The sequence below is a fragment of the Streptomyces sp. TLI_105 genome (assembly GCF_900105415.1).
GTDB lineage: Bacteria > Actinomycetota > Actinomycetes > Streptomycetales > Streptomycetaceae > Streptomyces.
On the sequence record NZ_FNSM01000001.1, the window covers coordinates 2,387,888 to 2,411,623 of the forward strand.

19 protein-coding genes are annotated in these 23,736 nt (G+C 72.5%); 6 read left to right on the plus strand and 13 right to left on the minus strand.

The annotated features are described in order from the left end of the window. Positions 1-111 precede the first annotated feature (111 nt). Positions 112-2,034, minus strand: a complete 1,923-nt coding sequence (locus BLW86_RS10710; protein ID WP_093873828.1) for an acyl-CoA dehydrogenase family protein — start codon at positions 2,032-2,034, stop codon at positions 112-114. Between the two features lie 132 nt (positions 2,035-2,166). Here BLW86_RS10710 and BLW86_RS10715 point away from each other — a divergent pair, with 132 nt between their 5' ends. Next, positions 2,167-2,469: a putative quinol monooxygenase gene (locus BLW86_RS10715; RefSeq protein ID WP_093873829.1), complete on the plus strand. Its 303-nt coding sequence runs from the start codon at positions 2,167-2,169 to the stop codon at positions 2,467-2,469. 98 nt (positions 2,470-2,567) lie between these two features. On the opposite strand, the gene BLW86_RS10720 is transcribed toward BLW86_RS10715, so the two are convergent. Further along, entirely contained in the window at positions 2,568-4,013 is a 1,446-nt protein-coding gene (locus tag BLW86_RS10720; RefSeq protein WP_093873830.1) for an aldehyde dehydrogenase family protein, read from the minus strand. Positions 4,014-4,461: 448 nt separating this feature from the next. Next, positions 4,462-5,436 (minus strand): EamA family transporter, encoded by a 975-nt coding sequence (locus BLW86_RS10730; protein ID WP_093873832.1) that lies wholly within the window; start codon positions 5,434-5,436, stop codon positions 4,462-4,464. Between the two features lie 152 nt (positions 5,437-5,588). Between BLW86_RS10730 and BLW86_RS10735 the strand changes: the two genes are divergently transcribed. Further along, positions 5,589-5,789, plus strand: coding sequence for a hypothetical protein (locus BLW86_RS10735; RefSeq protein WP_093873833.1), 201 nt, complete (start codon positions 5,589-5,591; stop codon positions 5,787-5,789). Positions 5,790-5,960: 171 nt separating this feature from the next. On the opposite strand, the gene BLW86_RS10740 is transcribed toward BLW86_RS10735, so the two are convergent. Together BLW86_RS10740 and BLW86_RS10745 are read right to left on the minus strand one after the other, a co-directional pair. Beyond that, a complete protein-coding gene (locus BLW86_RS10740) occupies positions 5,961-7,523 on the minus strand; it encodes a PucR family transcriptional regulator (RefSeq protein ID WP_093873834.1) in 1,563 nt (520 codons plus the stop codon). 189 nt (positions 7,524-7,712) lie between these two features. Further along, positions 7,713-10,295: an ATP/GTP-binding protein gene (locus BLW86_RS10745; protein WP_093873835.1), complete on the minus strand. Its 2,583-nt coding sequence runs from the start codon at positions 10,293-10,295 to the stop codon at positions 7,713-7,715. A 277-nt stretch (positions 10,296-10,572) separates the two neighbouring features. Between BLW86_RS10745 and gabT the strand changes: the two genes are divergently transcribed. The 3 genes from gabT to BLW86_RS41970 all read left to right on the plus strand — a co-directional run bounded on the left by gabT (position 10,573) and on the right by BLW86_RS41970 (position 13,293). After that, positions 10,573-11,907 (plus strand): 4-aminobutyrate--2-oxoglutarate transaminase, encoded by a 1,335-nt coding sequence (gene gabT / locus BLW86_RS10750; RefSeq protein ID WP_093873836.1) that lies wholly within the window; start codon positions 10,573-10,575, stop codon positions 11,905-11,907. A 100-nt stretch (positions 11,908-12,007) separates the two neighbouring features. After that, a complete protein-coding gene (locus BLW86_RS43090) occupies positions 12,008-12,826 on the plus strand; it encodes a phosphatase PAP2 family protein (RefSeq protein WP_256341279.1) in 819 nt (272 codons plus the stop codon). After that, the gene (locus BLW86_RS41970) at positions 12,769-13,293 is read left to right on the plus strand and encodes a hypothetical protein (RefSeq protein ID WP_177181625.1); all 525 of its coding nucleotides are present in this window, start codon (positions 12,769-12,771) and stop codon (positions 13,291-13,293) included. Before BLW86_RS43090 ends, BLW86_RS41970 begins: the two co-directional genes overlap by 58 nt. Here the strand turns inward: BLW86_RS41970 and BLW86_RS10765 are convergent. From BLW86_RS10765 to BLW86_RS10800, 8 genes are all read right to left on the minus strand, one after another. Further along, positions 13,290-15,092, minus strand: a complete 1,803-nt coding sequence (locus BLW86_RS10765; protein WP_093873837.1) for a chitinase — start codon at positions 15,090-15,092, stop codon at positions 13,290-13,292. The two genes, BLW86_RS41970 and BLW86_RS10765, sit on opposite strands and share 4 nt — an antisense overlap. Positions 15,093-15,189: 97 nt before the next feature. After that, positions 15,190-15,669 (minus strand): hypothetical protein, encoded by a 480-nt coding sequence (locus BLW86_RS10770; RefSeq protein WP_093878608.1) that lies wholly within the window; start codon positions 15,667-15,669, stop codon positions 15,190-15,192. Between the two features lie 113 nt (positions 15,670-15,782). Then, the gene (locus BLW86_RS10775; RefSeq protein WP_093873838.1) at positions 15,783-17,201 is read right to left on the minus strand and encodes an NAD(P)/FAD-dependent oxidoreductase; all 1,419 of its coding nucleotides are present in this window, start codon (positions 17,199-17,201) and stop codon (positions 15,783-15,785) included. Positions 17,202-17,238: 37 nt separating this feature from the next. Further along, positions 17,239-18,033, minus strand: coding sequence for an ABC transporter permease (locus BLW86_RS10780; RefSeq protein ID WP_093873839.1), 795 nt, complete (start codon positions 18,031-18,033; stop codon positions 17,239-17,241). After that, the gene (locus BLW86_RS10785) at positions 18,033-18,962 is read right to left on the minus strand and encodes an ABC transporter permease (protein WP_093873840.1); all 930 of its coding nucleotides are present in this window, start codon (positions 18,960-18,962) and stop codon (positions 18,033-18,035) included. Before BLW86_RS10785 ends, BLW86_RS10780 begins: the two co-directional genes overlap by 1 nt. Next, positions 18,959-20,128: an ABC transporter ATP-binding protein gene (locus tag BLW86_RS10790; protein ID WP_093873841.1), complete on the minus strand. Its 1,170-nt coding sequence runs from the start codon at positions 20,126-20,128 to the stop codon at positions 18,959-18,961. The genes BLW86_RS10785 and BLW86_RS10790 overlap by 4 nt, the downstream gene beginning before the upstream one ends. Positions 20,129-20,171: 43 nt before the next feature. Continuing rightward, positions 20,172-21,419, minus strand: a complete 1,248-nt coding sequence (locus BLW86_RS10795; protein WP_093873842.1) for an ABC transporter substrate-binding protein — start codon at positions 21,417-21,419, stop codon at positions 20,172-20,174. Positions 21,420-21,468: 49 nt separating this feature from the next. Continuing rightward, on the minus strand, positions 21,469-22,983 hold the full coding sequence (locus BLW86_RS10800) for a gamma-aminobutyraldehyde dehydrogenase (RefSeq protein WP_093873843.1): 1,515 nt from the start codon (positions 22,981-22,983) through the stop codon (positions 21,469-21,471). 175 nt (positions 22,984-23,158) lie between these two features. Between BLW86_RS10800 and BLW86_RS10805 the strand changes: the two genes are divergently transcribed. Then, on the plus strand, positions 23,159-23,707 hold the full coding sequence (locus tag BLW86_RS10805; protein ID WP_093873844.1) for an NADAR family protein: 549 nt from the start codon (positions 23,159-23,161) through the stop codon (positions 23,705-23,707). Positions 23,708-23,736: the final 29 nt, after the last annotated feature.

Here is a 23,736-nt window from a genome sequence, read left to right on the forward strand (position 1 = left end):
CGCAACGGGGGCACCGGCCCGGCGGGCCCGCCCGCAACGGGGGGCCGAGGGGCGGGCGTCGTCCCGGCGGAACGACCCAACAGGGCCCGTCAGGGCGTCGTTCGTGGGCTGTTACGGGAGCTTGCGGTGGACGTTCGTCTCCGGGGACGGGCCCGGCGTGGTGTCCGCGATCCAGGGGGCCGAGCCGCTCGGGTCGATGACGCCCTCCTCCAGCCAGGTGTAGGCCCCGTCGAGGACCGCCTCGACGATCCGCCGGTCGAGGTCGTCCGTGTTGGACCAGAGGCGGGTGAAGAGCTCCTCGATCCGCAGGCGGGCCTGCCGGCAGAAGGCGTCGGCGAGTTGGTGCGCCTCACGGCCGTGGTCGGTCGTGGTGCGGAGGAGCTCGGCACGGACGCACGCCGCGCTCATCGCGAAGAGTTCCGCGCCGATGTCGACGATCCGCCCGAGGAAGGCCTGCTTGAGCTCCATGCGGCCCTGCCAGCGGGACATCGCGTAGAAGGTCGAGCGGGCGAGCTTGCGGGAGGTCCGCTCGATGTAGCGGAGGTGTCCCGCCAGGGCGCCGAACTCACCGTATGAATGCGGAAGTTGTCCCGGACCGGTGACCAGTCCCGGCAGCCAGCGGGCATAGAAGCCGCCCGCCCGGGCGCCGGCCTTCGCCTTGTCGGCGAGGGACTTGTCGGGGTCGATGAGGTCGCCGGCGACGGAGAGGTGGGCGTCGACGGCTTCGCGGGCGATCAGCAGGTGCATGATCTCGGTGGAGCCTTCGAAGATGCGGTTGATGCGGAGGTCGCGGAGCAACTGCTCGGCGGGGACGGCCCGTTCGCCGCGGGCGGCGAGGGAGTCGGCGGTCTCGTAGCCGCGGCCGCCCCGGATCTGGACGAGTTCGTCGGCGATGAGCCAGGCCTTCTCGGAGCCGTACAGCTTGGCGAGGGCGGCCTCGATGCGGATGTCGTTGCGGTCCTCGTCGGCCATCTGGGAGGCGAGGTCGACGACGGCCTCCAGGGCGAAGGCGGTGGCCGCGATGAAGGAGATCTTGGTGCCGACGGCCTCGTGGCGGCCCACGGGCCTGCCCCACTGCTCGCGGACGCCGGACCATTCGCGGGCGATCTTCAGGCACCACTTGGCGGCGCCCGCGCAGGCGGCGGGGAGGGAGAGCCGGCCGGTGTTGAGGGTGGTGAGGGCGATCTTGAGGCCGGCGCCCTCGGGGCCGATGCGGTTGGCGGCGGGGACGCGGACGCGGTGGAAGCGGGTGACGCCGTTCTCCAGGCCGCGCAGGCCCATGAAGGCGTTGCGGTGCTCGACGGTGATGCCGGGCGCGTCGGCCTCGACGACGAAGGCGGTGATGCCGCCGGGGTGTCCTTCGGAGACGGGGACGCGGGCCATGACGACGAGCAGGTCGGCGACGACGCCGTTGGTGGTCCAGAGCTTCACGCCGTCGAGGACGTACTCGTCCCCTTCCGGCACGGCGGTGGTGGCGAGGCGGGCGGGGTCGGAGCCCACGTCGGGCTCGGTGAGCAGGAAGGCGGAGAGGTCGGTGCGGGCGAGCCGGGGCAGGAAGGCGTCCTTCTGTTCCTGGGTGCCGAAGAGTTTCAGCGGCTGCGGTACGCCGATCGACTGATGCGCGGAGAGCAGGGCGCCGACGGCGGGACTGGCGGAGCCGACGAGGGCGAGGGCGCGGTTGTAGTACAGCTGGGTGAGGCCGAGCCCGCCGTACTTCGGGTCGATCTTCATCCCGAGGGCGCCGATCTCCTTGAGTCCGGTGATCGTCTCGTCGGGGATGCGGGCCTCGCGTTCGATGCGGGCGCCGTCGATCCGGGTCTCGCAGAAGTCGCGGAGGGCGGCGAGGAAGGCCTCGCCGCGCCGGGCGTCCTCGGCGGCGGGGAGCGGGTGCGGGTGGACGAGGTCGAGGCGGAACCGGCCGAGGAACAGCTCCTTCGCGAAGCTGGGTCTGTGCCAGTCCCGCTCACGCGCGGCCTCGGCGACCTGCCGGGCCTCGCGCTCGGTGACCTTGGGCCGCTGAGTGGGTGCGGACATGGACACCTCCTTGGGCTCCTGTCCGTCGTACCCGATACCGGCGGGTCCGGAAAGAGGAGGCGATCCTTCCGGGTATGTCCTCCTGGTGAGACGCTCCGCCCGTACGGGACGGCCGCGCGTAGGGTCCGCGCCATGTCTCAGCCGATCAAGCTCATCGTCCTCGTCGCCGCGCTGCCCGGCCGGGGCGCGGAACAAGTCGCCGCCTTCGAGGCGCTCGCGCCCCTGGTGCGGGCGGAGGACGGCTGTCTGCAGTACGACCTCCACCGGGTGGCCGGCGATCCCGACCGCTTCGCCCTGATCGAGCGCTGGGCCTCGGCCGAGGCCCTCGCGGCGCACGACGTGGCCCCGCACATGGTCGCGGCCGACGCCGCGAACAAGGCGTTCCGCGCGGGGCCCGCCGAGGTCGTGCGTCTCGTCGACGCTCCGGTCGCCTGAGCGGAGCCCGTACGGGAAAAGCGGAGCCCGTACGAGGAAAGGCGGCCCGAGCCCCCGCACAGTGGGCTCGGACCGCCTGGTCTCGTGAGGCGTACGCCTTAGAGGGCGAGGCCCGTCAGGACGAGCACGCGCTCGTAGGTGTAGTCGTCCATCGCGTACTTGACGCCCTCGCGGCCGACGCCGGAGCGCTTGGCGCCGCCGTACGGCATCTGGTCGGCGCGGTACGAGGGGACGTCGCCGACGATCACGCCGCCGACCTCCAGGGCCCGGTGGGCGCGGAAGGCGGTCTGCAGGTCGCGGGTGAAGACACCGGCCTGGAGGCCGAAGTCCGAGTCGTTGACCGCGGCGAAGGCCTCGGCCTCGCCGTCGACCTTGGCGATGGTCAGGACCGGGCCGAAGACCTCGGCGCGGGCCAGGGTGACGTCGGCCGGGAGGTCGGTGAGGACGGTCGGGGCGTAGGTCGCGCCCTCGCGCTTGCCGCCGGCGAGGAGCTTGGCGCCGGCCGCGACGGCCTCGTCGACCCAGGACTCGACGCGCTGGGCGGCGGCCTCGTCGACGAGCGGGCCGACGTCGGTGGCGTCGTCCGCCGGGTCGCCGGTGACCTGAGCCTCGACGGCCGCGACGATCTTCGGCACCAGGCGGTCGTAGACCGAGGCGTCGGCGATCACGCGCTGCACGGAGATGCAGGACTGGCCGCCCTGGTAGTTGGAGAAGGTCGCGATGCGGCTCGCGGCCCAGTCCAGGTCGGCCTCGGAGGACCAGTCGGGCAGGACGACGGCCGCGGCGTTGCCGCCGAGCTCCAGGGTGCAGTGCTTGTGCGGCACCGACTGCTGGATGGCGTAGCCGACCTTGTCGGAGCCCGTGAAGGAGATGACGGGGAGGCGCTCGTCCTGGACGAGGGCGGGCATGCGGTCGTTCGGCACGGTCAGGATCGACCAGGAGCCGGCCGGCAGGTCGGTCTCGGCCAGGATCTCGCCCAGGATCAGGGAGGAGATCGGCGTCGACGGGGCCGGCTTGAGGATGATGGGGGCGCCGACGGCGATGGCCGGGGCGACCTTGTGGGCGCTGAGGTTCAGCGGGAAGTTGAACGGCGCGATGCCGAGGACGACGCCCTTGGGGATGCGGCGGGTCAGGGCGAGGCGGCCCGCGCCGCCGGCCTCGGTGTCCAGGCGCTGGGCCTCGCCGGCGTTCCAGCGGCGGGCCTCCTCGGCGGCGAAACGGAAGACGGAGACGGCGCGGCCGACCTCGCCGCGGGCCCACTTGATGGGCTTGCCGTTCTCGGCGGAGATCAGCTGGGCGATCTCCTCGGTGCGCTCGGCGAGCCGCTTCGACACGTGGTCGAGGGCGGCGGCGCGGACGTGCGCCGGGGTCGCGGCGAACTCGTCGACGACGGCGTGCGCGGCGGCGACGGCCTCCTCGACCTGGGCCTCGGTGGGCACGCTGACCTTGCCGACCAGACGTCCGTCGTACGAGTTCGTGACGTCGAAGGTGGCGTCGCCGGTGGCCTCTCGGCCGGCGAGCCAGAAGGCGTGGGTGGTCGTCATTGCGTCCCGGCCCTTTCCGTTTCGGGGTGCGAGCGGTTGCTCTGGTGCCACCGTAGGGCCGGGGCGCCGCGCGCGGGCTTGTCCGGTATGGAGTATTGGGGGTGGCGGCTCTGTCCGCTTCGGCCGAAGCGGGGTCGCCGGCGGCCGCTTCGGCCGGGGTCACCAGCGTGCGTACGCCGAGGGGGTCGCTCGCCGCTGCCCCGGCGCACGGCGACGACGCCGTCCTCGTACGCGAACACGTCCCCGACCCCGGCCGCGCAGCCGCCCACGTGGTCACGGAAGGCCCGGTCGTCCTCCTCGTCGCCGGTGGCGGCGAGCGCGGTCACTCCGTGGAACACCTGCCTGAGCGGGTTCGGTCTCGCCCCGCCCCGGTTCGTCACGCGGCCCCCCTGGTCCCCTGACGCCTGGTCGAGCGGTGCGAAAGCGCTTCAGGGCAGGGGACGGATGATCAACCGCGTCGCTCGGTCGAGACGATGAGACAGACCCCGCCGACGACGATCGCGCCGCCGAGGAGGATCGGCCAGGTCAGGGCCTCGTCGAGGACGAGGGCTCCGAGCAGGACGGCGACGACCGGGTTCACGTAGGCGTAGGTGGCGGCGAGGGAGACCGGGGCGGTCTGGAGGAGCCAGGCGTACGCGGTGAAGGCGACGAGCGAGCCGAAGACGACGAGGTACGCGAGGGCGGCCCAGGAGCGGCCGGAGACGGCGCCCAGGTCGAGGCCGTGGTGCTCGCCGCGCAGGAGGCCGAGCGTGAGCGCGGCGAGGCCGCCGGCCAGCATCTCGTACGCGCTCGCCGTGAAGGGGTTGGCGGGCATGGGCAGCCGGGCGGAGGAGACGGAGCCGGCGGACCACAGCAGGGCCGCGACGAGGACGAGGAGGACGCCGCCGATCTTCACCTCGCCGCTGAGGCCGGGGACGGTGAGGACGCCGAGACCGACGAAGCCGAGCAGGACGCCGCCGTAGGCGCCGAGGCCGGGACGGTCGCCGAAGACCGTGCGGAGCAGGACGACCCAGACGGGGACGGCGGCGACGAGGAGGGCGGCGAGGCCGGAGGGGATGGAGGTCTCGGCGAGGACGACGAGGCCGTTGCCGCCGAGGATCAGGAGCAGGCCGACGAGGACGGCGGAGCCGAGTTCCCTGCGGGTGACCCTGAGGGCGGCGGGGCCCTGCCGCCAGGCGGCGATCGCGGTGAGGAGCAGGCCGGCGGTGACGAAGCGGGCGCCGCCGGAGAGGAACGGTGGGAGGGTCTCGACGACGATCCGGATCCCGAGGTACGTGGACCCCCAGACGACGTACACGATGCCGAGCGCTGCCCAGACGGCGCCGGTGATCCGGCGGGCCGGGGCGGGGACGGGGGCGGCGGCGCGGGGTCCCGGGGTGGCCGGGCGGGTCTCGGGGGCCGGATCGACGGCGGGGCTTGTCATGAGCAGGAGAGTAGGGATTGATCACCCCCCAGACCAAGAAAACTGCCCGAATTCGGGCAGGGGTAGCGGAATTCGGACGGTGGAGAGCTTCCCGAGGGGCGTTGCGGAGGGGTGGGAGGATATCCGGGACCGCATGGCCTCAGGGGGTAAGCATGATCCTTTACGTACTGATCGGCGTCCTGGTCCTCGCCGTCGGGGGCTGCGCCTCCGTGGTCTGGGCGGCACGCGGCGGCCCCCGCTGGGTCCGCGCGCTCGCCACCGTGACCCTGCTGGGCGGCGAGGTCGTCCGCTCGGGACGGCGCCGCGGCGTGCACCGCGGCGGCGGGGGCGACGACGGCTCGGACACCCCCTAGGGGGTGTCTTGTCGATCAGGCCGGATCAGGGAGCGGCGTCTGGTGCCGTGCATCGCAAGGCGGAGGAGGGAGTCAACGCGGAGCGTTGGCGACCGACGACAACGCGGCGAGGCGCGGTGCCAGGCGTCGCGAGCCCGGCCTGATCGACAAGACACCCCCTAGGCCCCCCCTCTACCGCTCGTCCTCGCCCGTCGCCTTCAGGGCCAGCCACAGCTCCATCCGGACGTCCGGATCGTCCAGCGAGCGGCCGAGGATCTCCTCCACCCGGCGCATCCGGTAGCGCAGCGTGTGCCGGTGGACGCCCAGGTCCGCCGCCGCCGCGTCCCACTGGCCGTGCCGGGAGAGCCAGGCGCGCAGCGAGGCCACCAGGTCGCCGCGGCCGGTCGCGTCGTGCTCCCGCAGCGCGCGCAGCATCCCGTCGGCGAAGGCGCGGACGGCGTCGTCGGCGAGGAGCGGAAGCACCGAGCCCGCCGCCAGGTCCTCGTGCTCGACGAGCGCCCTCCCCCGCCGCCGGGCGACCGAGAGGGCCTGCTCGGCCTGCTTGTACGCGGCCGCCGCGGCCGCCGCGGCGCTCGGGGCCGCCGGGGCCGACAGGCCGACGACGACGCCCGCCTCCTCCGCCTCCCGCTCCGCGTACCCCTCGCAGGCGGCGACGACCGCGCCGCCGTCCCCGGCGAGGACGACGAGCCGCTGCCCGCTCTCGGCGACGGTGAGCACCGCCTCGCCCGCGCGGGCGGCGGCGGCCTCCAGGGCCTCGGCGAGCACCGGCAGCGGCGGCTCCCCGGCCGGCTCTCCCCCGGCGGCCTCGGCGACGAGCAGCCGGTAGGGGGCGTCGAGCAGCCCCCCGTACAGGTCCCCGGCCACCGCGCGGGCGGGCTCCGGCTGGCCCGCGAGCATCAGGCGCAGCACCGCCGCGCCGAGCCGCTGCTCCGCCGCCTGGAGCGAGCGGGAACGTTCCGTCGTGAGGGTGAGCAGGGCGATCGCCGAGTGGACCGCGTACCGCTCGGCCGTGCCGAGGGGCGCGCCCGTGCCGACGGCGAGGGCGCCGCGCACCCGGCGCCCGGTGCCGAGCGACTGGAGCTCGACGCGGTCGTCCGTACCGCCGACGACCGCGCTGGCGGGCGCGGGCCGCTCGCGCAGCCGCTCCACGTCCGGGGTGAGCCGGGCGGCCCGGCGCGCCGCCCACTCGGGCGAGACGGCGACGACGGCGCCGGAGGCGTCGTACAGCGCGGCCCAGCCGTCGACGTGGGCGGCGAGCCGGGCGACGACGGCCTCCGGGCCCTCGGCGAGCGCGGCGCGGGTCAGCTCGCGCTGGGCCTCGAAACCGGCCGTGACCGCCCGGTACTGGTCGGCGGAGATGGCCGCCGACACGGCCTTGCTGATGGCCAGGAACGGCGTCCTGCGCGGCACCTCCAGGAGCGGCAGGTGCTCCTCGCGCGCCGCGTCGAGCAGGGCCGGCGGGATCTCCTCGTAGTTGACGCCCACCGCGAAGCCGAGCCCGACCACTCCGGCGCCGAGCAGCCGCCGCACATAGCGGCGCATCGCCTCCAGGTCCTCCGCGTCGAGCGTCAGCGCGGTCGTGAGGAGGAGTTCGCCGCCCTCCATGTACGGGACGGGGTCGGCGAGCTCGCTGACGTGGGCCCAGCGGACGGGGGTGTCGAGGCGGTCCTCACCCGCGCGGACGATGAGTTTGAGGGCGGAGTGCTGCACGAGCGAGGCGAGGGTGGGCGGCATGGGGGGACCGTCGGACCTTTGAGCGAGGACCGCGCGCGGGGGGAGCCGTGCACGGAAGCGGGGAGGCGCCGCTCAGCCGAGCGGCGCCCCCGATTGTGCCAGGGCCGTCGGCGGCCCGCTCGGGCGCGCGAGGGGTGAGACGGGTCGGCCGCGCAGGTGGGGGCGTGGCACGAGTCGGCCCGGCCCCGCTCAGCCGCGCAGGTCCACCAGGACCGGCGGGGTGTGCGCGCCCTGGGCCGTGGTCAGGGAGACGACGGCGTGGCCGGGCGGCACGGAGTGCGCGAGCTCGGAGGCGGACCACCGCTCGCGCTCGACCTTCCGGGTCGTGACCGCGTCGGTGGTGACGGCCTTGCCGGTGACCTTCTTGCGCAGGGCGTGGATGAAGCGGGTCATCGGCTGGTCGGCGAAGACCGTGTGGTGCGCCACCTCGGTGGTCTCCACCCACTCCTTGCCCCAGGTCTCGGCGAAGCCCCGGCCGTCCCAGGTGGTGATGCCGGAGAGCGCCACCCGGCAGCCGACGGCGCCGAGCAGCGGGCCGTGCAGCGCCTCGGGCACCTCACCGAGGGTACGGAGCCCGAGGACGACGCCCGCGTGGTGGGGGCGCAGCCGCTGGAGGGAGCGGACGGTGCCCGTGGTGAGCGCTCCGGTGGCGTCGTCGAGGACGAGGGAGACGAAGTGCGGGCGCTTGGTGCCGGTCCGGGCCGCCGCCAGGAACTGGGCGAGGACCAGCCGGGCGAGGAGCCGCGAGGCCTCCTCGTGGCCGCGCTCGGGCAGCTTGATCCGGACCCGCAGCGGGTGGTGGACGACGGACTTCAGCGAGAAGGGCCGCACGTCGCTCCCGTCGGCGCCGAAGAACTCGGCGAAGGCCGGCCGGTCGAGGAGCGACAGGCGGTCCGCGAGGAGCGGCCCGGCGTCGGCGGCGGTGCCGGCCTGCCGGATGCGGGCCTCCAGCTCGCGGCGCATGGCGGCCGCGTCGGCGGGGAGCCGGTCGAGGAGCGCCGTCAGCGTCTCCGGGCCGGCTTCGAGGAGTTCGCGGAGCACCGGCACGGACGGGAAGCGGCCGTGCGCCGCCCGGTAGGGGCCGATGAGCTGGGCGAGGACGGTGGCGGCCCGCCGGGCGTCGAGGTTCTCGACGTCGCCCACCAGGCCCTCCGCGAGCAGCGCCGCCGCCTCGTCGGGGTCGGCGAGGCCGGCGTAGAGGTCGAGGTCGTACGGCGAGGCCGGGTCGCCCGGGCGGACCACGACGTCGTACGCGTCGTCCGGGCCGAGGGGGGCGTCCGCCGTGCCCACGGCGACGACCGCGCAGGTGCCGGTGAGGGCCTGCAGGGTGAGGGATTCGACGACCGGGCCGGTCAGGCGGGTGGTCTTCCCGGCGCCTGAGGGGCCCACGACCAGCAGGGAGGTGGCGAGCGCGGCCGGTTCGAGGGCGAGGCCCACGCCCCGGTAGGCGGCCGGGTTCCGCTCCTCGGCCACGCAGCGGCCGATGCGGACCTGCCCGAGGAGGAGGTCGTGGGTGGCGGCACGGCTCGGCAGGTCGCGGGCGCCCGAGGGATGCGCCCCGGCCGCGGCGCCCTGCCGGAGCACGGTGTCGACGAAGGAGGCGAGGCCGCCCGCGTGCGTCCGTCCCCGCTCCAGGCTCCGGCGGACCCGGGCGCAGTCCACGTCGTTCATGCGTCCGGCGAACAGCTCGGCGGCGAGCAGGTCCGCCGCCTGCCGCTCCCCGGCGGCCCGCAGTTCGGGCCACTGCGAGAGGGGGGCGGGCGCCGTCGGGTCGAGGGGCGGCGGGGTGCCGTCCGCCGTGGCGGCGGCGCGGGCCCTCAGCCGCTCACGGACCAGGCCGGGCCAGTCGCCGAGGCGCGCGAAGGGCCAGAGCACGGTGGCCGTGATCAGGGCGTACAGGGTGTAGACGAGGACGGGCGAGGCGAGGACGTCGTACCCGCCGCCGACGAGCACGACGAGGGAGAGCAGGGGCGCGACGACCGGCAGCGGATCCCAGCCGACGCCGGGGAAGGCCTCCGGCCAGACGAACGTCAGGGCGATCAGCGCGGCGCCGGCGGTGAGCGCGGCGCGCGCGGGCGGACGGCGGTCGGCGAGGAGGTGGCGGGCGAGTTCGGCCCAGGCTCCGAGGCGGGCCATCGTGTAGAGCAGGACGGCGAAGAAGACGCCGTCGTAGACGACGTGGGCCTCGGCGCCGTGCCAGTCGCGGGGCGAGGTGCCCCCGGCGTACCACCAGTCGGCGGGGGTGAAGGTGGCGAGCGGGATCCACTCGTAGGGGACGACGCCGCGCCGCCAGGCCGACCAGAGCAGCAGCCCCACGACGAGCGGGATCAGCAGCCCGGCCACCGTGACGGGCGCGAGCTTCCGCGCCTCCCGGGGTGGCGGCGGTGGCACGTGCCGGAACCGCCAGACCCCGGGCGCGGCCTCGGGCCGCGGGGCGTCCAGCCAGGCGACGACGGGCGGGAGGGTCCCCGGGGCGGCCGCCGGGGCCGCCCCGGGAGCGGGCCCCGAGGCGGCGGGACCCCCGAACGCAGGCCCTCCGGCGTCGGGCACCCCGGCACCGGGCACCCCGGCGGCCACGACCGCTCCGGGGGCCGCCCCCGGAGCCGACGTCGGCCGCGGCGGTACGGACGGCGGAACCGGCGCGTACGGCGGAACCGGTACGCGCGCGGAGGCCCCGGGGCGCCCGCCCCGGCCGTCGGTCGGCGGCGCCGCCGGGCGCGGGACCGCGCCCCCCCTGGTGTCGCGTGACTCGTACGTGCCGTCGGTCTCCATGAACCCCTGCCCCCTGACCAGCCAGGTCGCCGCGTCTGTGCCACCGTCAATCTAGTGGGCCCGGCCGTCCCCGGAGGGGATTCGACCACCCGTACGGCCGAGGACCGGCCGACCCGTGCGGGGACGTGCCGTCGGGCGGAACCGGAGCCGTCATGTCCATCCCGGACAACGACACACCCGCGACCACTCCCGATCGGCGCATGCCTCTCCCCCTCCCCCGCGCCTAGCCTGCGGAGGAAACCCGCAAGTGCGTCCAGAACCACCCCAGGAGCCCCGCATGAACGCTGTCCCGCAGGAGCGGCGCGTCGTCACCGCCATCCCCGGTCCGAAGTCGCAGGAGCTTCAGGCCCGCCGTCTCGGCACGGTCGCCGGTGGCGTCGGCTCGACGCTGCCCGTCTTCACCAAGCGGGCCGGCGGCGGCATCATCGAGGACGTCGACGGCAACCGTCTGATCGACTTCGGTTCCGGCATCGCCGTGACCTCGGTCGGCGCCTCCGCCGAGGCCGTCGTGCGCCGCGCCTCCGCGCAGCTCCAGGACTTCACCCACACCTGTTTCATGGTGACGCCGTACGAGGGTTACGTGGAGGTCTGCGAGGCGCTGGCCGAGCTGACCCCGGGCGACCACGCCAAGAAGTCCGCGCTGTTCAACTCGGGCGCCGAGGCCGTCGAGAACGCGGTGAAGATCGCCCGCTCGTACACCAAGCGCCAGGCCGTCGTCGTCTTCGACCACGGCTACCACGGCCGTACGAACCTCACCATGGGCATGACGGCGAAGAACATGCCGTACAAGCAGGGCTTCGGTCCGTTCGCCCCCGAGGTCTACCGCGTGCCGGTCGCCTACGGCTACCGCTGGCCCACCGGTGCCGAGAACTGCGGCCCCGAGGCCGCCGCCCAGGCGATCGACAACATCACCAAGCAGATCGGCGCCGACAACGTCGCCGCGATCGTCATCGAGCCGGTCCTCGGCGAGGGCGGCTTCATCGAGCCGGCCAAGGGCTTCCTGCCGGCGATCGTGAAGTTCGCCAACGACAACGGCATCGTCTTCGTCGCGGACGAGATCCAGGCCGGCTTCTGCCGTACCGGCCAGTGGTTCGCCTGCGAGGACGAGGGCATCGTCCCGGACCTCATCACCACCGCCAAGGGCATCGCGGGCGGTCTGCCGCTCGCCGCCGTCACCGGCCGCGCCGAGATCATGGACTCCGTCCACGGCGGCGGTCTGGGCGGCACCTACGGCGGCAACCCGGTGGCCTGCGCCGGTGCGCTCGGCGCCATCGAGACGATGAAGGAGCTCGACCTCAACGGCAAGGCCAAGCGCATCGAGGAGGTCATGAAGACCCGCCTCACCGCCATGCAGGAGAAGTTCCCGGTCATCGGTGACATCCGCGGCCGCGGCGCCATGATCGCCATCGAGCTGGTGAAGGACCCGGCGACGAAGGAGCCGCACGCCGAGGCCGCCGCCGCGCTCGCCAAGTACTGCCACAACGAGGGCGTGCTCGTCCTGACCTGTGGCACCTACGGCAACGTGCTGCGCTTCCTGCCGCCGCTGGTCATCGGCGAGGACCTGCTCAACGAGGGCCTGGACGTCATCGAGGCCGCGCTCGCGACGATCTGAGGACCGATCCGGCACACGGTGTGAAGACTCTGTGGGGGGCCGATGGCGGGACGCGTTTCCCGCTGTCGGCCCCCCTCTCCGTGACGTACGGTTTCTGCAGATGAGAGAAACACCCCGGGCGGAGCCTCCCCAGCCCCGCCCACACCGTGCCTTCGAGCACACCGCCGGCGCCTCGTGCTCCGGGACTCCTCACCGATCGGATGGCCGCCCGCCCCACACCCCCCGGGGCGCGCGGCAGCCCGATCCCCTCGGCCGCCCTGGAACCACCCCCCCTGTTCCAGGGCGGCCGGCTCTCTTCTCGGCGCTCGTCGCCCTCGCCGTCGTGACCTGGCAGGTGCTCGTCCACGGCCCCTTGGCCAGGCTCGACGAGCGGGTGTCCCGGTCCCTGGTGGACACGGTCCCCCGCCCTCTGAGCGAACTCGCCTCCGATCTCGGCAACATGACGCTCGCCCTTCCGGTCCTCGCCTGCGCCATGGCGTACGCGGTGTGGCGGGGCCGCCGCGCCGCCGCCCTCTACGCGGGCCTCGCCATGGCCGCCGTCCCCCTTCTGGTGGTTCCCCTGAAGGAGTGGACCGCGCGTCCCGGCCCGCTGGAGCCCTGGGCCCAGGGCTACTACCCCTCGGGCCACACGGCCACGGCGGCGGTCGCCTACTTCGGCGCGGCCTTCCTCGTCTCGCACCGCCTCATCCCCGTCGCCGCCGCGCTGACGGCACTGACGGGGACCGGCCTGATCCTGCGGGGCTTCCACTGGCCGCTGGACGTGCTGGCCTCGGTCGCGCTCTGTCTCCCCCTGCTGCGCTGGCCGGTGTTCGCCGCGCGATACGGTCGGGCCGCGCCGGACCCACGGCAGAGGGAGGGGACATGGGGGACACCGCACAGCGGTACGCCGTCACGGTCGGAGGACGGGCCTACGAGCTGATCCCGTCGGGCGGCGAGGTCGTCCTGCCGGTCCACGGCAGGAAGATCCACCACCAGCGGGAGTGCGGCCACCTGACCGACGCCGACTCCCTCCCCCGCCGTCCGGACCCCGACGGTCTGCTGTGGCGCCGACTGCTCGACGCGGGACGGGGAGCCGGTCCGGCTGCCGGTGGATGTGAAGTACAAGCTGTACGGGACGAGGAAGCTCTCCCCGGGGATCTGTACCAGGCGTTCCTGTACGCGCGGACGCTGGGCCGGAGCGCCGGTGGGGCGCCGCCCGTCTGTGTCCTTGTGCATCCGGGTGACCGTTCGGCGGGCCGGCCGCGGGTCTCGGTGCGGGAGCTCGACGGGCACGTGGCGGGGCGGGTGCGGGCGGTTCCGGTGGACCTGCGGGCGGTCCTGGACGAGCTGTCCGGGCCGGGGCCCTCGCGGGCCGCGACCCGGCTGTTCACCGAGCTCCTCGGCTAACTCCAGCCGTACGCGTCGAAGTTCTTCGAGAACGCCCACTGGTTGTACCGGTCCCAGTTGATCGACCAGGTCATCAGGCCGCGCAGGGCCGGCCAGGTGCCGTGGGTCTGGTAGGTGCCGCAGTTCGTCTTCCTCGTGAGGCAGTCCAGGGCCTTGTTCACCTCGGCCGGGGCGGTGTGGCCGTTGCCCGCCTGGGTGGAGGCGGGGAGGCCGATGGCGACCTGCTCGGGGCGGAGCGGCGGGAAGAAGCGGTCGGCGTTGCCGGCGACCGGGAAGCCGGTGAGCAGCATGTCGGTCATGGCGATGTGGAAGTCGGCGCCGCCCATCGAGTGGTACTGACCGTCGAGGCCCATGACGGAGCCCGAGTTGTAGTCCTGGACGTGGAGCAGGGTCAGGTCGTCGCGCAGGGCGTGGATGACCGGCAGGTAGGCTCCGGCGCGCGGGTCCTGGCCGCCCCAGGGGCCGGAGCCGTAGTACTGGTGTCCGAGCTGGACGAAGAAGGTCTCGGGGGCCATGGTGAGGACGAAGCCGGGGCCGTACCTGGCCTTGAGCGTCTTCACCGCCTGGATCAGGTTGACGATGACGGGGCTGGTCGGGTTCCGGAAGTCGGTGTCGCCGGTCTGGAGCGAGAGCGAGTGGCCTTCGAAGTCGATGTCGAGGCCGTCGAGGCCGTACTCGTCGATGATCTTCGAGACGGAGGAGACGAAGGTGTCGCGGGCCGCGGTGGTGGCGAGCTGCACCTGGCCGTTCTGACCGCCGATGGAGATGAGGACCTTCTTGCCGGCGGCCTGCTTGGCCTTGATCGCCGCCTTGAACTCGGCGGGCGTCTCGACGCCGGGGCACTCCGCGGCCGGGCAGAGATTGAAGCGGATGTCGCCGGAGGTCACCGAGGTCGGTTCGCCGAAGGCGAGGTCGATGACGTCCCAGGAGTCGGGGACGTCGGCCATGCGGGTGTAGCCGGAGCCGTTGGCGAAGCTCGCGTGGAGGTAGCCGACGAGGGCGTGCGCGGGCAGTCCGCCGCCCTCGCCGCCGCCGCCGGAGGTCGTGGTCGCGGTCACGGCGGCCGACTTCGGGGACTCGCCGGCGCTGTTCACGGCGGTGACCTGGAAGGTGTACGGGGTGGAGGCCGTGAGTCCGGTCGCGGTGGCCGTGGTTCCGGTGACCGTCTGGATCCTCGTGGCGCCCTGGTAGACGTGGTACGAGGTGGCGCCGGGGACCGCGGTCCAGCTCAGGGGCACGGAGGTGGAGGTCGGGGAGCCGGCGGTGAGGCCGGTGGGGGCGGCCGGGAGCTGGACGGGGTCGCCGCCGGGGCCGTACAGGGAGAGGTCGTCGGCCTGGTAGGCGGGGGTTCCGTACCAGCCGTGGGTGTAGAGGGTGACCGAGGTGGTCGAGGCGCCGGTGGTGAACGTGGTGGTGAGCTTCTGCCAGTCGGGGGCGGAGCCGGTCCAGGTGGAGACGTCGGTGGTGCCGGTGCCGGTGGCGCCCAGGTAGACGTAGCTGCCGCGGACCCAGCCGCTGAGGGTGTAGGTGGAGCCGGGCTTGACGGTGACGGTCTGGGAGCAGCGGGCGTTGTCGCTGCCGGCCGGGGTGGCCTGGAGTGCCTTCGTCCCGCCGTGCACGGGTGACGGGACGACGGCGCCGCTGCCCGCCGTGCAGGTCCAGCCGTCGAGGCCCGCCTCGAAGCCGCCGTTGCGGGCGAGTTCGGTGTCGGCGGCCCGGGCCGTGGGGGTGAGTGCGAGGAGCCCGCCGGCGGCGAGGGAGCCCGCGAGGAGCAGGGTGAGGGGTCTGGTGCGGTCCACAACTGCCTCCGGGTGTGGGGGAATCGAGGTGGAGTGCGCCACAGCATGGTCCAGACCAATCGAGTGGTCAAGACCTCTGCACCGTCCGGGACTTCGCTCAGAAACCGCCCTCCCCCCTCTCCCCCCTGGCCAGTCGGCCCGCCGCCTCGTGCATCGCCAGCTCCAGGAGGGAGGCGTCGGTGAGGGTGCCCAGGCCGTCCGGTGCCACCAGCCAGCGCACCCGCCCGGCGACCCGCCCGGGGTGCGGGGCGACGATCCAGGTGCCGGAGCCCGCGCCGCGCACGCCGGTGCCTAGCCAGCGGGCGGCGGTTCCCGGCGGGACGAAGAAGCCCATCCGGGCCTCGCCGAAGTCGGCCAGGACCGGCCCGGGCCGGTCCACGAGCCGGGTCAGCACGTCGAGGGTGGGACAGCCGAGCCCTCCCGGCAGGATCAGCACGTCCCAGCGCCTGCCGGCGGGCAGCAGCGCGACCCCATGGGGGCTGCGCTCCCACTCCCAGCGGCAGGCGTCGGGATCCGGCGCGACCGAGGCCAGCCACTCCACCGCGGCCTTGGTGCCAGAAGCCCCCGTACCAGTCATCGCGACGATCTCCTTCCGTGTGGACACGGTGTCCACACGGAGAGAGCGGGTACGGGGGCTTCTCTTACGCGGCTTCGCCTACGAGTCGAAAGTGACCTGCGTCATATCGGGTCTCAGCTGTCGAAGCCGAGGCCGAGCCGGTCCATGGCCTTCAGCCACAGGTTGCGTCGCCCGCCGTTCTCGTCGGCGCGGGCGAGCGACCACTTGGTGATGCCGATGCCGGCCCAGGCGACCGGCTCGGGCGGGAACGGCAGCGGCTTGGAGCGGACCATCTCCAGGTCGGTGCGCTCGGTGCGCTCCCCCGCGAGCAGGTCGAGCATCACGTCCCCGCCGAAGCGGGTGGCGCCGACACCGAGGCCGGTGAAGCCGGCCGCGTACGCCACCTTCCCCTGGTGCGCCGTGCCGAAGAAGGCCGAGAAGCGCGAGCAGGTGTCGATCGCGCCGCCCCAGGCGTGGCTGAAGCGGAGCCCCTCCAGCTGCGGGAAGCAGCGGAAGAAGTGCTCGGCGAGCTTGAGGTACGTCTCCGGGCGGTGGTCCATCTCGGCGCTGACCTTGCCGCCGTACGGGTAGACCGCGTCGTAGCCGCCCCACAGGATGCGGTGGTCGGCGGTGATCCGGAAGTAGTGGAACTGGTTCGCGGAGTCGCCGAGGCCCTGCCGGTTCTTCCAGCCGACCGAGGCGAGCTGCTCGGGGCTGAGCGGCTCGGTCATCAGGGCGTAGTCGTAGACCGGGACGGTGTAGGCCCTCACGCGCCGGACCAGCGAGGGGAAGACGTTGGTGCCGAGCGCGACCCGGCGGGCGACCACCCTGCCGTACGGGGTGCGGACGCCCATGCCGGCGCCCACCCCGACCAGTTGCAGACCGGGGGTGTTCTCGTAGATCCGGACGCCCAGGTCGAGGCAGGCCCGCTTCAGGCCCCAGGCCAGTTTGGCGGGGTGGAGCATGGCGACGCCGCGCTTGTCCCACAGGCCGCCGAGGAAGGTCGGCGAGTCGACCTCGGCCCGCACGGCGCCTTGGTCCAGGAACTCCATGCCCTCGGCGAGACCGAGCCGGTCGGCCTCCTCGTACCACTCGTGGAGCTCCTCCACCTGGTACGGCTCGGTGGCGACGTCGATCTCGCCGGTGCGCTCGAACTCGCAGTCGATCCCGTAGCGGGCGACGGTCGCCTCGATGGCGTCGAGGTTCCGCTCGCCCATCCGCTCCAGCTTCGGCAGCTCGCCCGGCCAGCGGGCGAGCCCGTTGCCGAAGCCGTGGGTGAGGGAGGCCGCGCAGAAGCCTCCGTTGCGGCCCGAGGCGGCCCAGCCCACCTCGCGGCCCTCGATCAGCACGACATCCCGGGAGGGGTCGCGTTCCTTGGCCAGGAGCGCGGTCCACAGTCCGCTGTATCCGCCGCCGACCACGAGGAGATCGCACTTCTCGGTGCCGGTGAGGGCGGGCAGGGCTCCGGGCTTGCCGGGGTCTTCCAGCCAGAAGGGGACGGGCTGGGCGTCGGAGAGAGATTGTGCAGCGAGACGCATGGCGACTGGGGCCATGGTTTCCAACTCCTTCGGTGCCTGAGACGGCTTCCGCTCAGGCTGTTGCTGTCTTCTTGCGCCGGTTCGTGATGATCTGCCCGGCCATGACCATCAGTACCGCGAGGACGAACATCGCGGTGCCGATGACGTTGATCTGGACGGGGGTTCCGCGCTGTGCCGAGCCCCAGACGAACATGGGGAAGGTGACGGTGGAGCCCGCGTTGAAGTTGGTGATGATGAAGTCGTCGAACGAGAGCGCGAAGGCGAGCAGCGCGCCGGCCGCGATGCCGGGCGCGGCGATCGGCAGGGTCACCCGCAGGAAGGTCTGCGTGGGTCCCGCGTAGAGGTCGCGCGCGGCCTCCTCCAGGCGCGGGTCCATGGACATGACCCGGGCCTTGACCGCCGTCACGACGAACGACAGACAGAACATGATGTGGGCGATCAGGACCGTCCAGAAGCCCAGCTCGATCCCCATGTTGAGGAAGAGCGTGAGCAGGGAGGCGGCCATGACGACCTCGGGCATCGCCATCGGCAGGAAGATCAGCGAGTTGATCGCGCCGCGCGCCCGGAAGCGGTAGCGGACCAGCGCGAAGGCGATCATCGTGCCGAGGAGGACCGCTCCGAGCGTCGCCCAGGCGGCGAGCTGGAGCGAGAGCGAGAGCGACTCGCACATGTCGGCGACGCCGCAGGGGTCCTTCCAGGCGTCGAGCGAGAACTCCTGCCAGGAGTAGTTGAAGCGCCCCTTCGGCCTGTTGAAGGAGAACGCCATCACGACGAGGTTCGGCAGGATCATGTACGCGAGCGTCAGCAGGCCCGCGATGACGACCAGGTTCTTGCGGATCCAGCGCATCAGACCAGGTCCTCCGTTCCGGCGCGGCGGATGTACACGGTGACCATGCCCAGCACGATCGCCATGAGGATGAAGGAGAGCGCGGCGGCCGTCGGGTAGTCGAGCACCCGCAGGAACTGCGACTGGATGACGTTTCCGACCATCTTGGTGTCGGTCGAGCCGAGCAGTTCGGCGTTGACGTAGTCGCCGCTCGCCGGGATGAAGGTGAGCAGGGTGCCGGAGACGACGCCGGGCATCGACAGCGGGAAGGTCACCTTGCGGAAGGTGGTGGCCGGGGAGGCGTACAGGTCCTGCGCGGCCTCGTGCAGCCGGCCGTCGATCCGCTCCAGGGAGGTGTAGAGGGGCAGGATCATGAAGGGCAGGAAGTTGTACGTGAGACCGGTGACCACCGCCATCGGGGTGGCGAGGACGCGGTCGCCCTCGGTCCAGCCCAGCCAGCTGGTCACGTCCAGGAAGTGCAGGGCGTTCAGCGCCTCGACCACGACGCTGTCGTCGGCCAGGATCGTCTTCCACGCGAGCGTGCGGATGAGGAAGCTGGTGAAGAACGGCGCGATGACGAGGACGAGGAGCAGGTTCCGCCAGCGGCCGGCCTTGAAGGCGATGAGGTAGGCGAGCGGGTAGCCGAGCAGCAGGCAGAGCAGGGTCGCGGTCCCGGCGTACAGCAGGGAGCGGACGAACTGCGGCCAGTACTCCTGGAAGGCGTCCCAGTAGGTCTGGAAGTGCCAGGTGACCTCGAAGCCCTTCTCCAGGGAGCCGGTCTGCACCGAGGTCGAGGCCTGGTAGACCATCGGCAGCGCGAAGAAGACGAGCAGCCAGATGATGCCGGGCAGCAGCAGCCAGTACGGGACGAGCCGCTTGCGGGCGGAGGGCTTGCGCAGAACCGGTTCCTCGACCGGTCCGGGAGCCTCCTTCGCGAGGGTGGCGGTCACGAGGCGTCCTCCACCGTCTCCACGCCCGCGTCGATGTCCTGCGTCGCGTCGAGGCCGAAGGTGTGGGCCGGGTTCCAGTGCAGGACGACCTCCGCCCCCGGGACGAGCCGCGTGTCGCGCTCGATGTTCTGCTCGTACACCTGGAGCTCCGCGCCCGCCGGTGAGTTCACCACGTACTGGGTGGAGACGCCGATGAAGGAGGAGTCGACGATCCGGCCGGTCACCCGGTTGCGGCCCTCGGCGATCTTCCCCGCGTCGTCGGCGTGCGCGAGCGAGATCTTCTCGGGGCGGACGCCCACGAGCACCTTGCCGCCCTGGCGGACGGCCGAGGTACAGCGGTCGCCGGGGACACGGAGCTTGCCGCCGCCGGCCGTCACGATCACGTCGGCGCCGGTCTCGGCGACCTCGGCCTCGATCAGGTTCGAGGTGCCGAGGAAGTTGGCGACGAAGGTGGTCCTCGGGTTCTCGTACAGGTCGGCGGGGTCGCCGAGCTGCTCGACCCGGCCGCCGTTCATCACCGCGACCTGGTCGGCCATCGTCATGGCCTCCTCCTGGTCGTGGGTGACGTGCACGAAGGTGATGCCGACCTCGGTCTGGATCCGCTTGAGCTCCAGCTGCATCTGGCGGCGCAGCTTGAGGTCGAGGGCGCCGAGCGGCTCGTCGAGGAGGAGGACCTGGGGGTGGTTGATGAGCGCGCGGGCCACGGCGACGCGCTGCTGCTGGCCGCCGGAGAGCTGGTGCGGCTTGTGCCGGGCCTTGTCGCCGAGCTGGACGAGCTCCAGCATGTCGTCGACCTGCTTCTTCACGGACTTGATGCCGCGTCGGCGCAGGCCGAAGGCGATGTTCTCGGAGATGTCCATGTGCGGGAAGAGCGCGTAGGACTGGAAGACGGTGTTGACCGGCCGCTTGTACGGCGGGAGGTCGGTGACGTCCTGGTCGCCGAGGAAGACGGTGCCCGTCGTCGGGTCCTCCAGGCCGGCGATCATGCGCAGGGTGGTGGTCTTGCCGCAGCCGGAGGCGCCGAGCAGGGCGAAGAAGGAGCCCTGCGGGACGGTCAGGTCGAGCGGGTGGACGGCGGTGAACGAGCCGTACGACTTGCTGATCCCGGTGAGACGGACGTCGCCGCCGCCAGTGTTCTTTCCGGTGTGAACAGTCTTGTCAGTCATGGGTTGCTGTCCCAGGGAGTGAGAGAGGTGGACGAGGCCGGACTCAGGCGCCGATGAGCTTGGCGAACTTCTCCTCGTACGCCGTCTCCTCCGCGCTGCTGAGCGAGCGGAAGGCGTGGGACTTCTTGGCCATGGCCTTGTCCGGGAGGATCAGCGTGTTGTTCGCGAGCTCGGGGTCGATCTTGGCGAGCTCGTCCTTCACCCCGTCGACGGGGCAGACGTAGTTGATGTACGCGGCGAGCTGGGCGGCGACGGGAAGCTCGTAGTAGTAGTCGATGAGTTTCTCGGCGTTCGTCTTGTGCCGGGCCTGCGCGGGGACGAGCAGGTTGTCGCTGGACGTGATGTAGCCGGCGGACGGGATGGAGTACTTGATGTCCGGGTTGTCCGCCTGGAGCTGGATGATGTCTCCGGCCCAGGCGAGGCAGGCCGCGATGTCGCCCTTGTCCAGGTCGGAGGTGTAGTCGTTGCCGGTGAAGCGGCGGATCTGCTTCTTGTCGACGCCCTTCTGGAGGCGCCCGATCGCCGCGTCGTAGTCGGCGTCCGTGAAGTTCCCCGGGTCCTTGCCCATGTCGAGCAGGGTCATGCCGACGGAGTCGCGCATCTCGGTGAGGAAGCCGACCCGGCCCTTGAGCGAGGGGTCGTCGAGGAGCTGGGTGACCGAGTCGACCTTCTTGCCGCCGGTCGCCTTGGAGTTGTACGCGATGACGGTCGAGATGCCCGTCCACGGGTACGAGTAGGACCGGCCCGGGTCCCAGTCGGGGCGGCGGAACTGGGCGGAGAGGTTCGCGTAGGCGTTGGGCAGGTTGGCCGGGTCGAGCTTCTGGGCCCAGCCGAGCCGGATGATGCGGGCGGCGAGCCAGTCGGTGACGCAGATCAGGTCGCGGCCGGTGTCCTGGCCGGCCGCGAGCTGCGGCTTGATCTTGCCGAAGAACTCGACGTTGTCATTGATGTCCTCGGTGTACTTGACCTTGATCCCGGTGCGCTTGGCGAACGCCTCCAGGGTCGGGCGGGACTTCTCGTCCTCGCTGACGTCCATGTACTCGGTCCAGTTGGAGAAGGCGACGGTCTTCTCCTTGGCCGACGCGTCGATGGACGCGGGGCCGTTGCCCTCCCGCTTGGCCGGCGGGATGCCACAGGCGCTCAGGCCGGCGAGACCGCCGACCGTGAGCGCGCCGACGCCACCCGCGCGCAGCATCGAACGGCGGCTGAGGGCGCCCCGGCCGCTCGTCATGCTGCGCCGTATCGCCGCCAGCTGCGCGGCGGACAGGCTGTCGGGCTCGTACTGCTCCATGCGCTGTGCCCTTTCGGGATGGGTGGGCCGCTGGTCGGGCGGCGGATTGCTATCGGTCCCCGAAGATCGTGCGGTGCCAGTCCTTGGCCGCCACCGCGGTGTTGTCGAACATCACGTGCTTGACCTGCGTGTACTCCTCGAAGGAGTACGCCGACATGTCCTTTCCGTAGCCGGAGGCCTTGGTGCCGCCGTGGGGCATCTCGCTGATGATCGGGATGTGGTCGTTGACCCACACACATCCCGCCTTGATCTCCCGCGTGGCACGGTTGGCCCGGTAGACGTCACGGCTCCACGCGGAGGCGGCGAGGCCGTAGGGGGTGTCGTTGGCGAGCCGGATGCCCTCGTCGTCGCCGTCGAAGGGCAGGGCCACCAGGACCGGACCGAAGATCTCCGACTGCACGACCTCGCTGTCCTGCGCGGCGCCGGTGATCAGGGTGGGACGGTAGTATGCGCCGTTCTTGAGCTCTCCACCAGGGGCTTCGCCTCCGGTGACGACCGTGGCGTAGCCGCGGGCGCGCTCGACGAAGCCGGCGACGCTGTCGCGGTGGCGGTGGCTGACGAGCGGGCCGAGGTCGGTGCCCGGCGCGAAGGGGTCGCCGACGACGACGGTCTCCATGAGCTCGGCGACCCGGGCGACGAAGGCGTCGAAGAGCGGGCGCTGGACGTACGCGCGCGTGGCGGCGGTGCAGTCCTGGCCGCTGTTGATGAGGGAGGCGGCGACGGCGCCGTGGGCGGCGGCCTCCAGGTCGGCGTCGTCGAAGACGAGGAACGGGGCCTTGCCGCCGAGTTCGAGGTGGAGCCGCTTCACGGTGGCGGTGGCGACCTCGGCGACCCGCTTGCCGACCGGGGTGGAGCCGGTGAAGGAGGTCATGACGACGTCGGGGTGGCCGACGAGGTGCTCGCCGACGACCCGCCCGGAGCCGCTGACGATGTTGATCACGCCGTCGGGGATGCCGGCCTCCTTCGCCGCCTGCGCGAACATCAGCGAGGTCAGCGGGGTGAGCTCGGCGGGCTTCAGGACGATCGTGTTGCCGGCGGCGATCGCCGGGAGGACCTTCCAGGCGGCCATCTGGAGCGGGTAGTTCCAGGGGGCGATGGAGCCGACGACGCCGATCGGCTCGCGCCGGATGTACGAGGTGTGGTCGCCGGTGTACTCGGCGGCCGACTGGCCCTGGAGGTGGCGGGCGGCCCCCGCGAAGAAGGCGGTGTTGTCGATCGTGCCCGGCACGTCGAACTCGGTGGTGAGCTTGAGCGGCTTGCCGCACTGGAGGGACTCGACCCGGGCGATGTCCTCCGCCCACTCGGCGAGGACGCCGGCGAGGCGGTGCAGCGCGTCGGAGCGCTCGCCCGGGGTGGCTCCCGCCCAGCCCGGGAAGGCGGCCTTGGCGGCGGCGACGGCCTCGTCCACGTCGGCGGTGGAGGCGAGGGCGTACGTGTAGACGCTCTCGCCCGTCGCCGGGTCGATCACGCTGTGTTCCTGACCTGAGGTTCCGGCGCGGAGCCTTCCGCCGATGTACTGCGCGCCGTCCGCGAAGCGGTCCGTCACCTGGAAGCGGTTGGTCATGACGCTCTCCGTTGTCCCAGCTCGAATTGAGTGCCGATCCTGACAGAGGGACGACCACCCAACAAGTGATTCCGTTGTTGCCTTTTGGTTACGCGACGGAATCGGTCGACCATGTGTCGAGAGGGCCGGAAAATCTCCGTACGGAGTGTCCGTGGCGGATGCCAGACTCGCATGTATGACCAAGATCGAAGAGCTGACGCAGCAGGTCACGAGGGGTGACCGAGTGAAGTGGCTGCACTTCTGGGGACACCGTCCGCACCCCGACGGGCGCCTGTCGGCGAGCTGCCTGAGCCAGTGGTGGCCGGCCCCGTTCGTGGTCGACGGCGTGGCCTACGCGACCGCCGAGCACTGGATGATGGCCGCCAAGGCCCGCCTCTTCCAGGACGCGGACGCCGAGCGGGCCGCGCTGACCGCCCGTACCCCGGCGGAGGCCAAGAAGGCGGGCCGGCTGGTGCGCGGCTTCGACGACGCCGTCTGGGAGCGGGAGCGCTTCGGGATCGTCGTGGAGGGCAGCGTCCACAAGTTCTCCTCGGACGAGGCCCTGCGCGCGTACCTGGTCGGCACCGGCGAGCGCGTCCTGGTGGAGGCCAGCCCGCCGGACCGCGTCTGGGGCATCGGGCTCGCCGCCGACGACCCCCGCGCCCACGACCCGGCCCGCTGGCGCGGCCTCAACCTGCTGGGCTTCGCCCTGATGGAGGCGCGGGAGCGGCTGCGCGCCGCCTGACCACGCGCAAGGGCCCCGCGCCTCCTCGG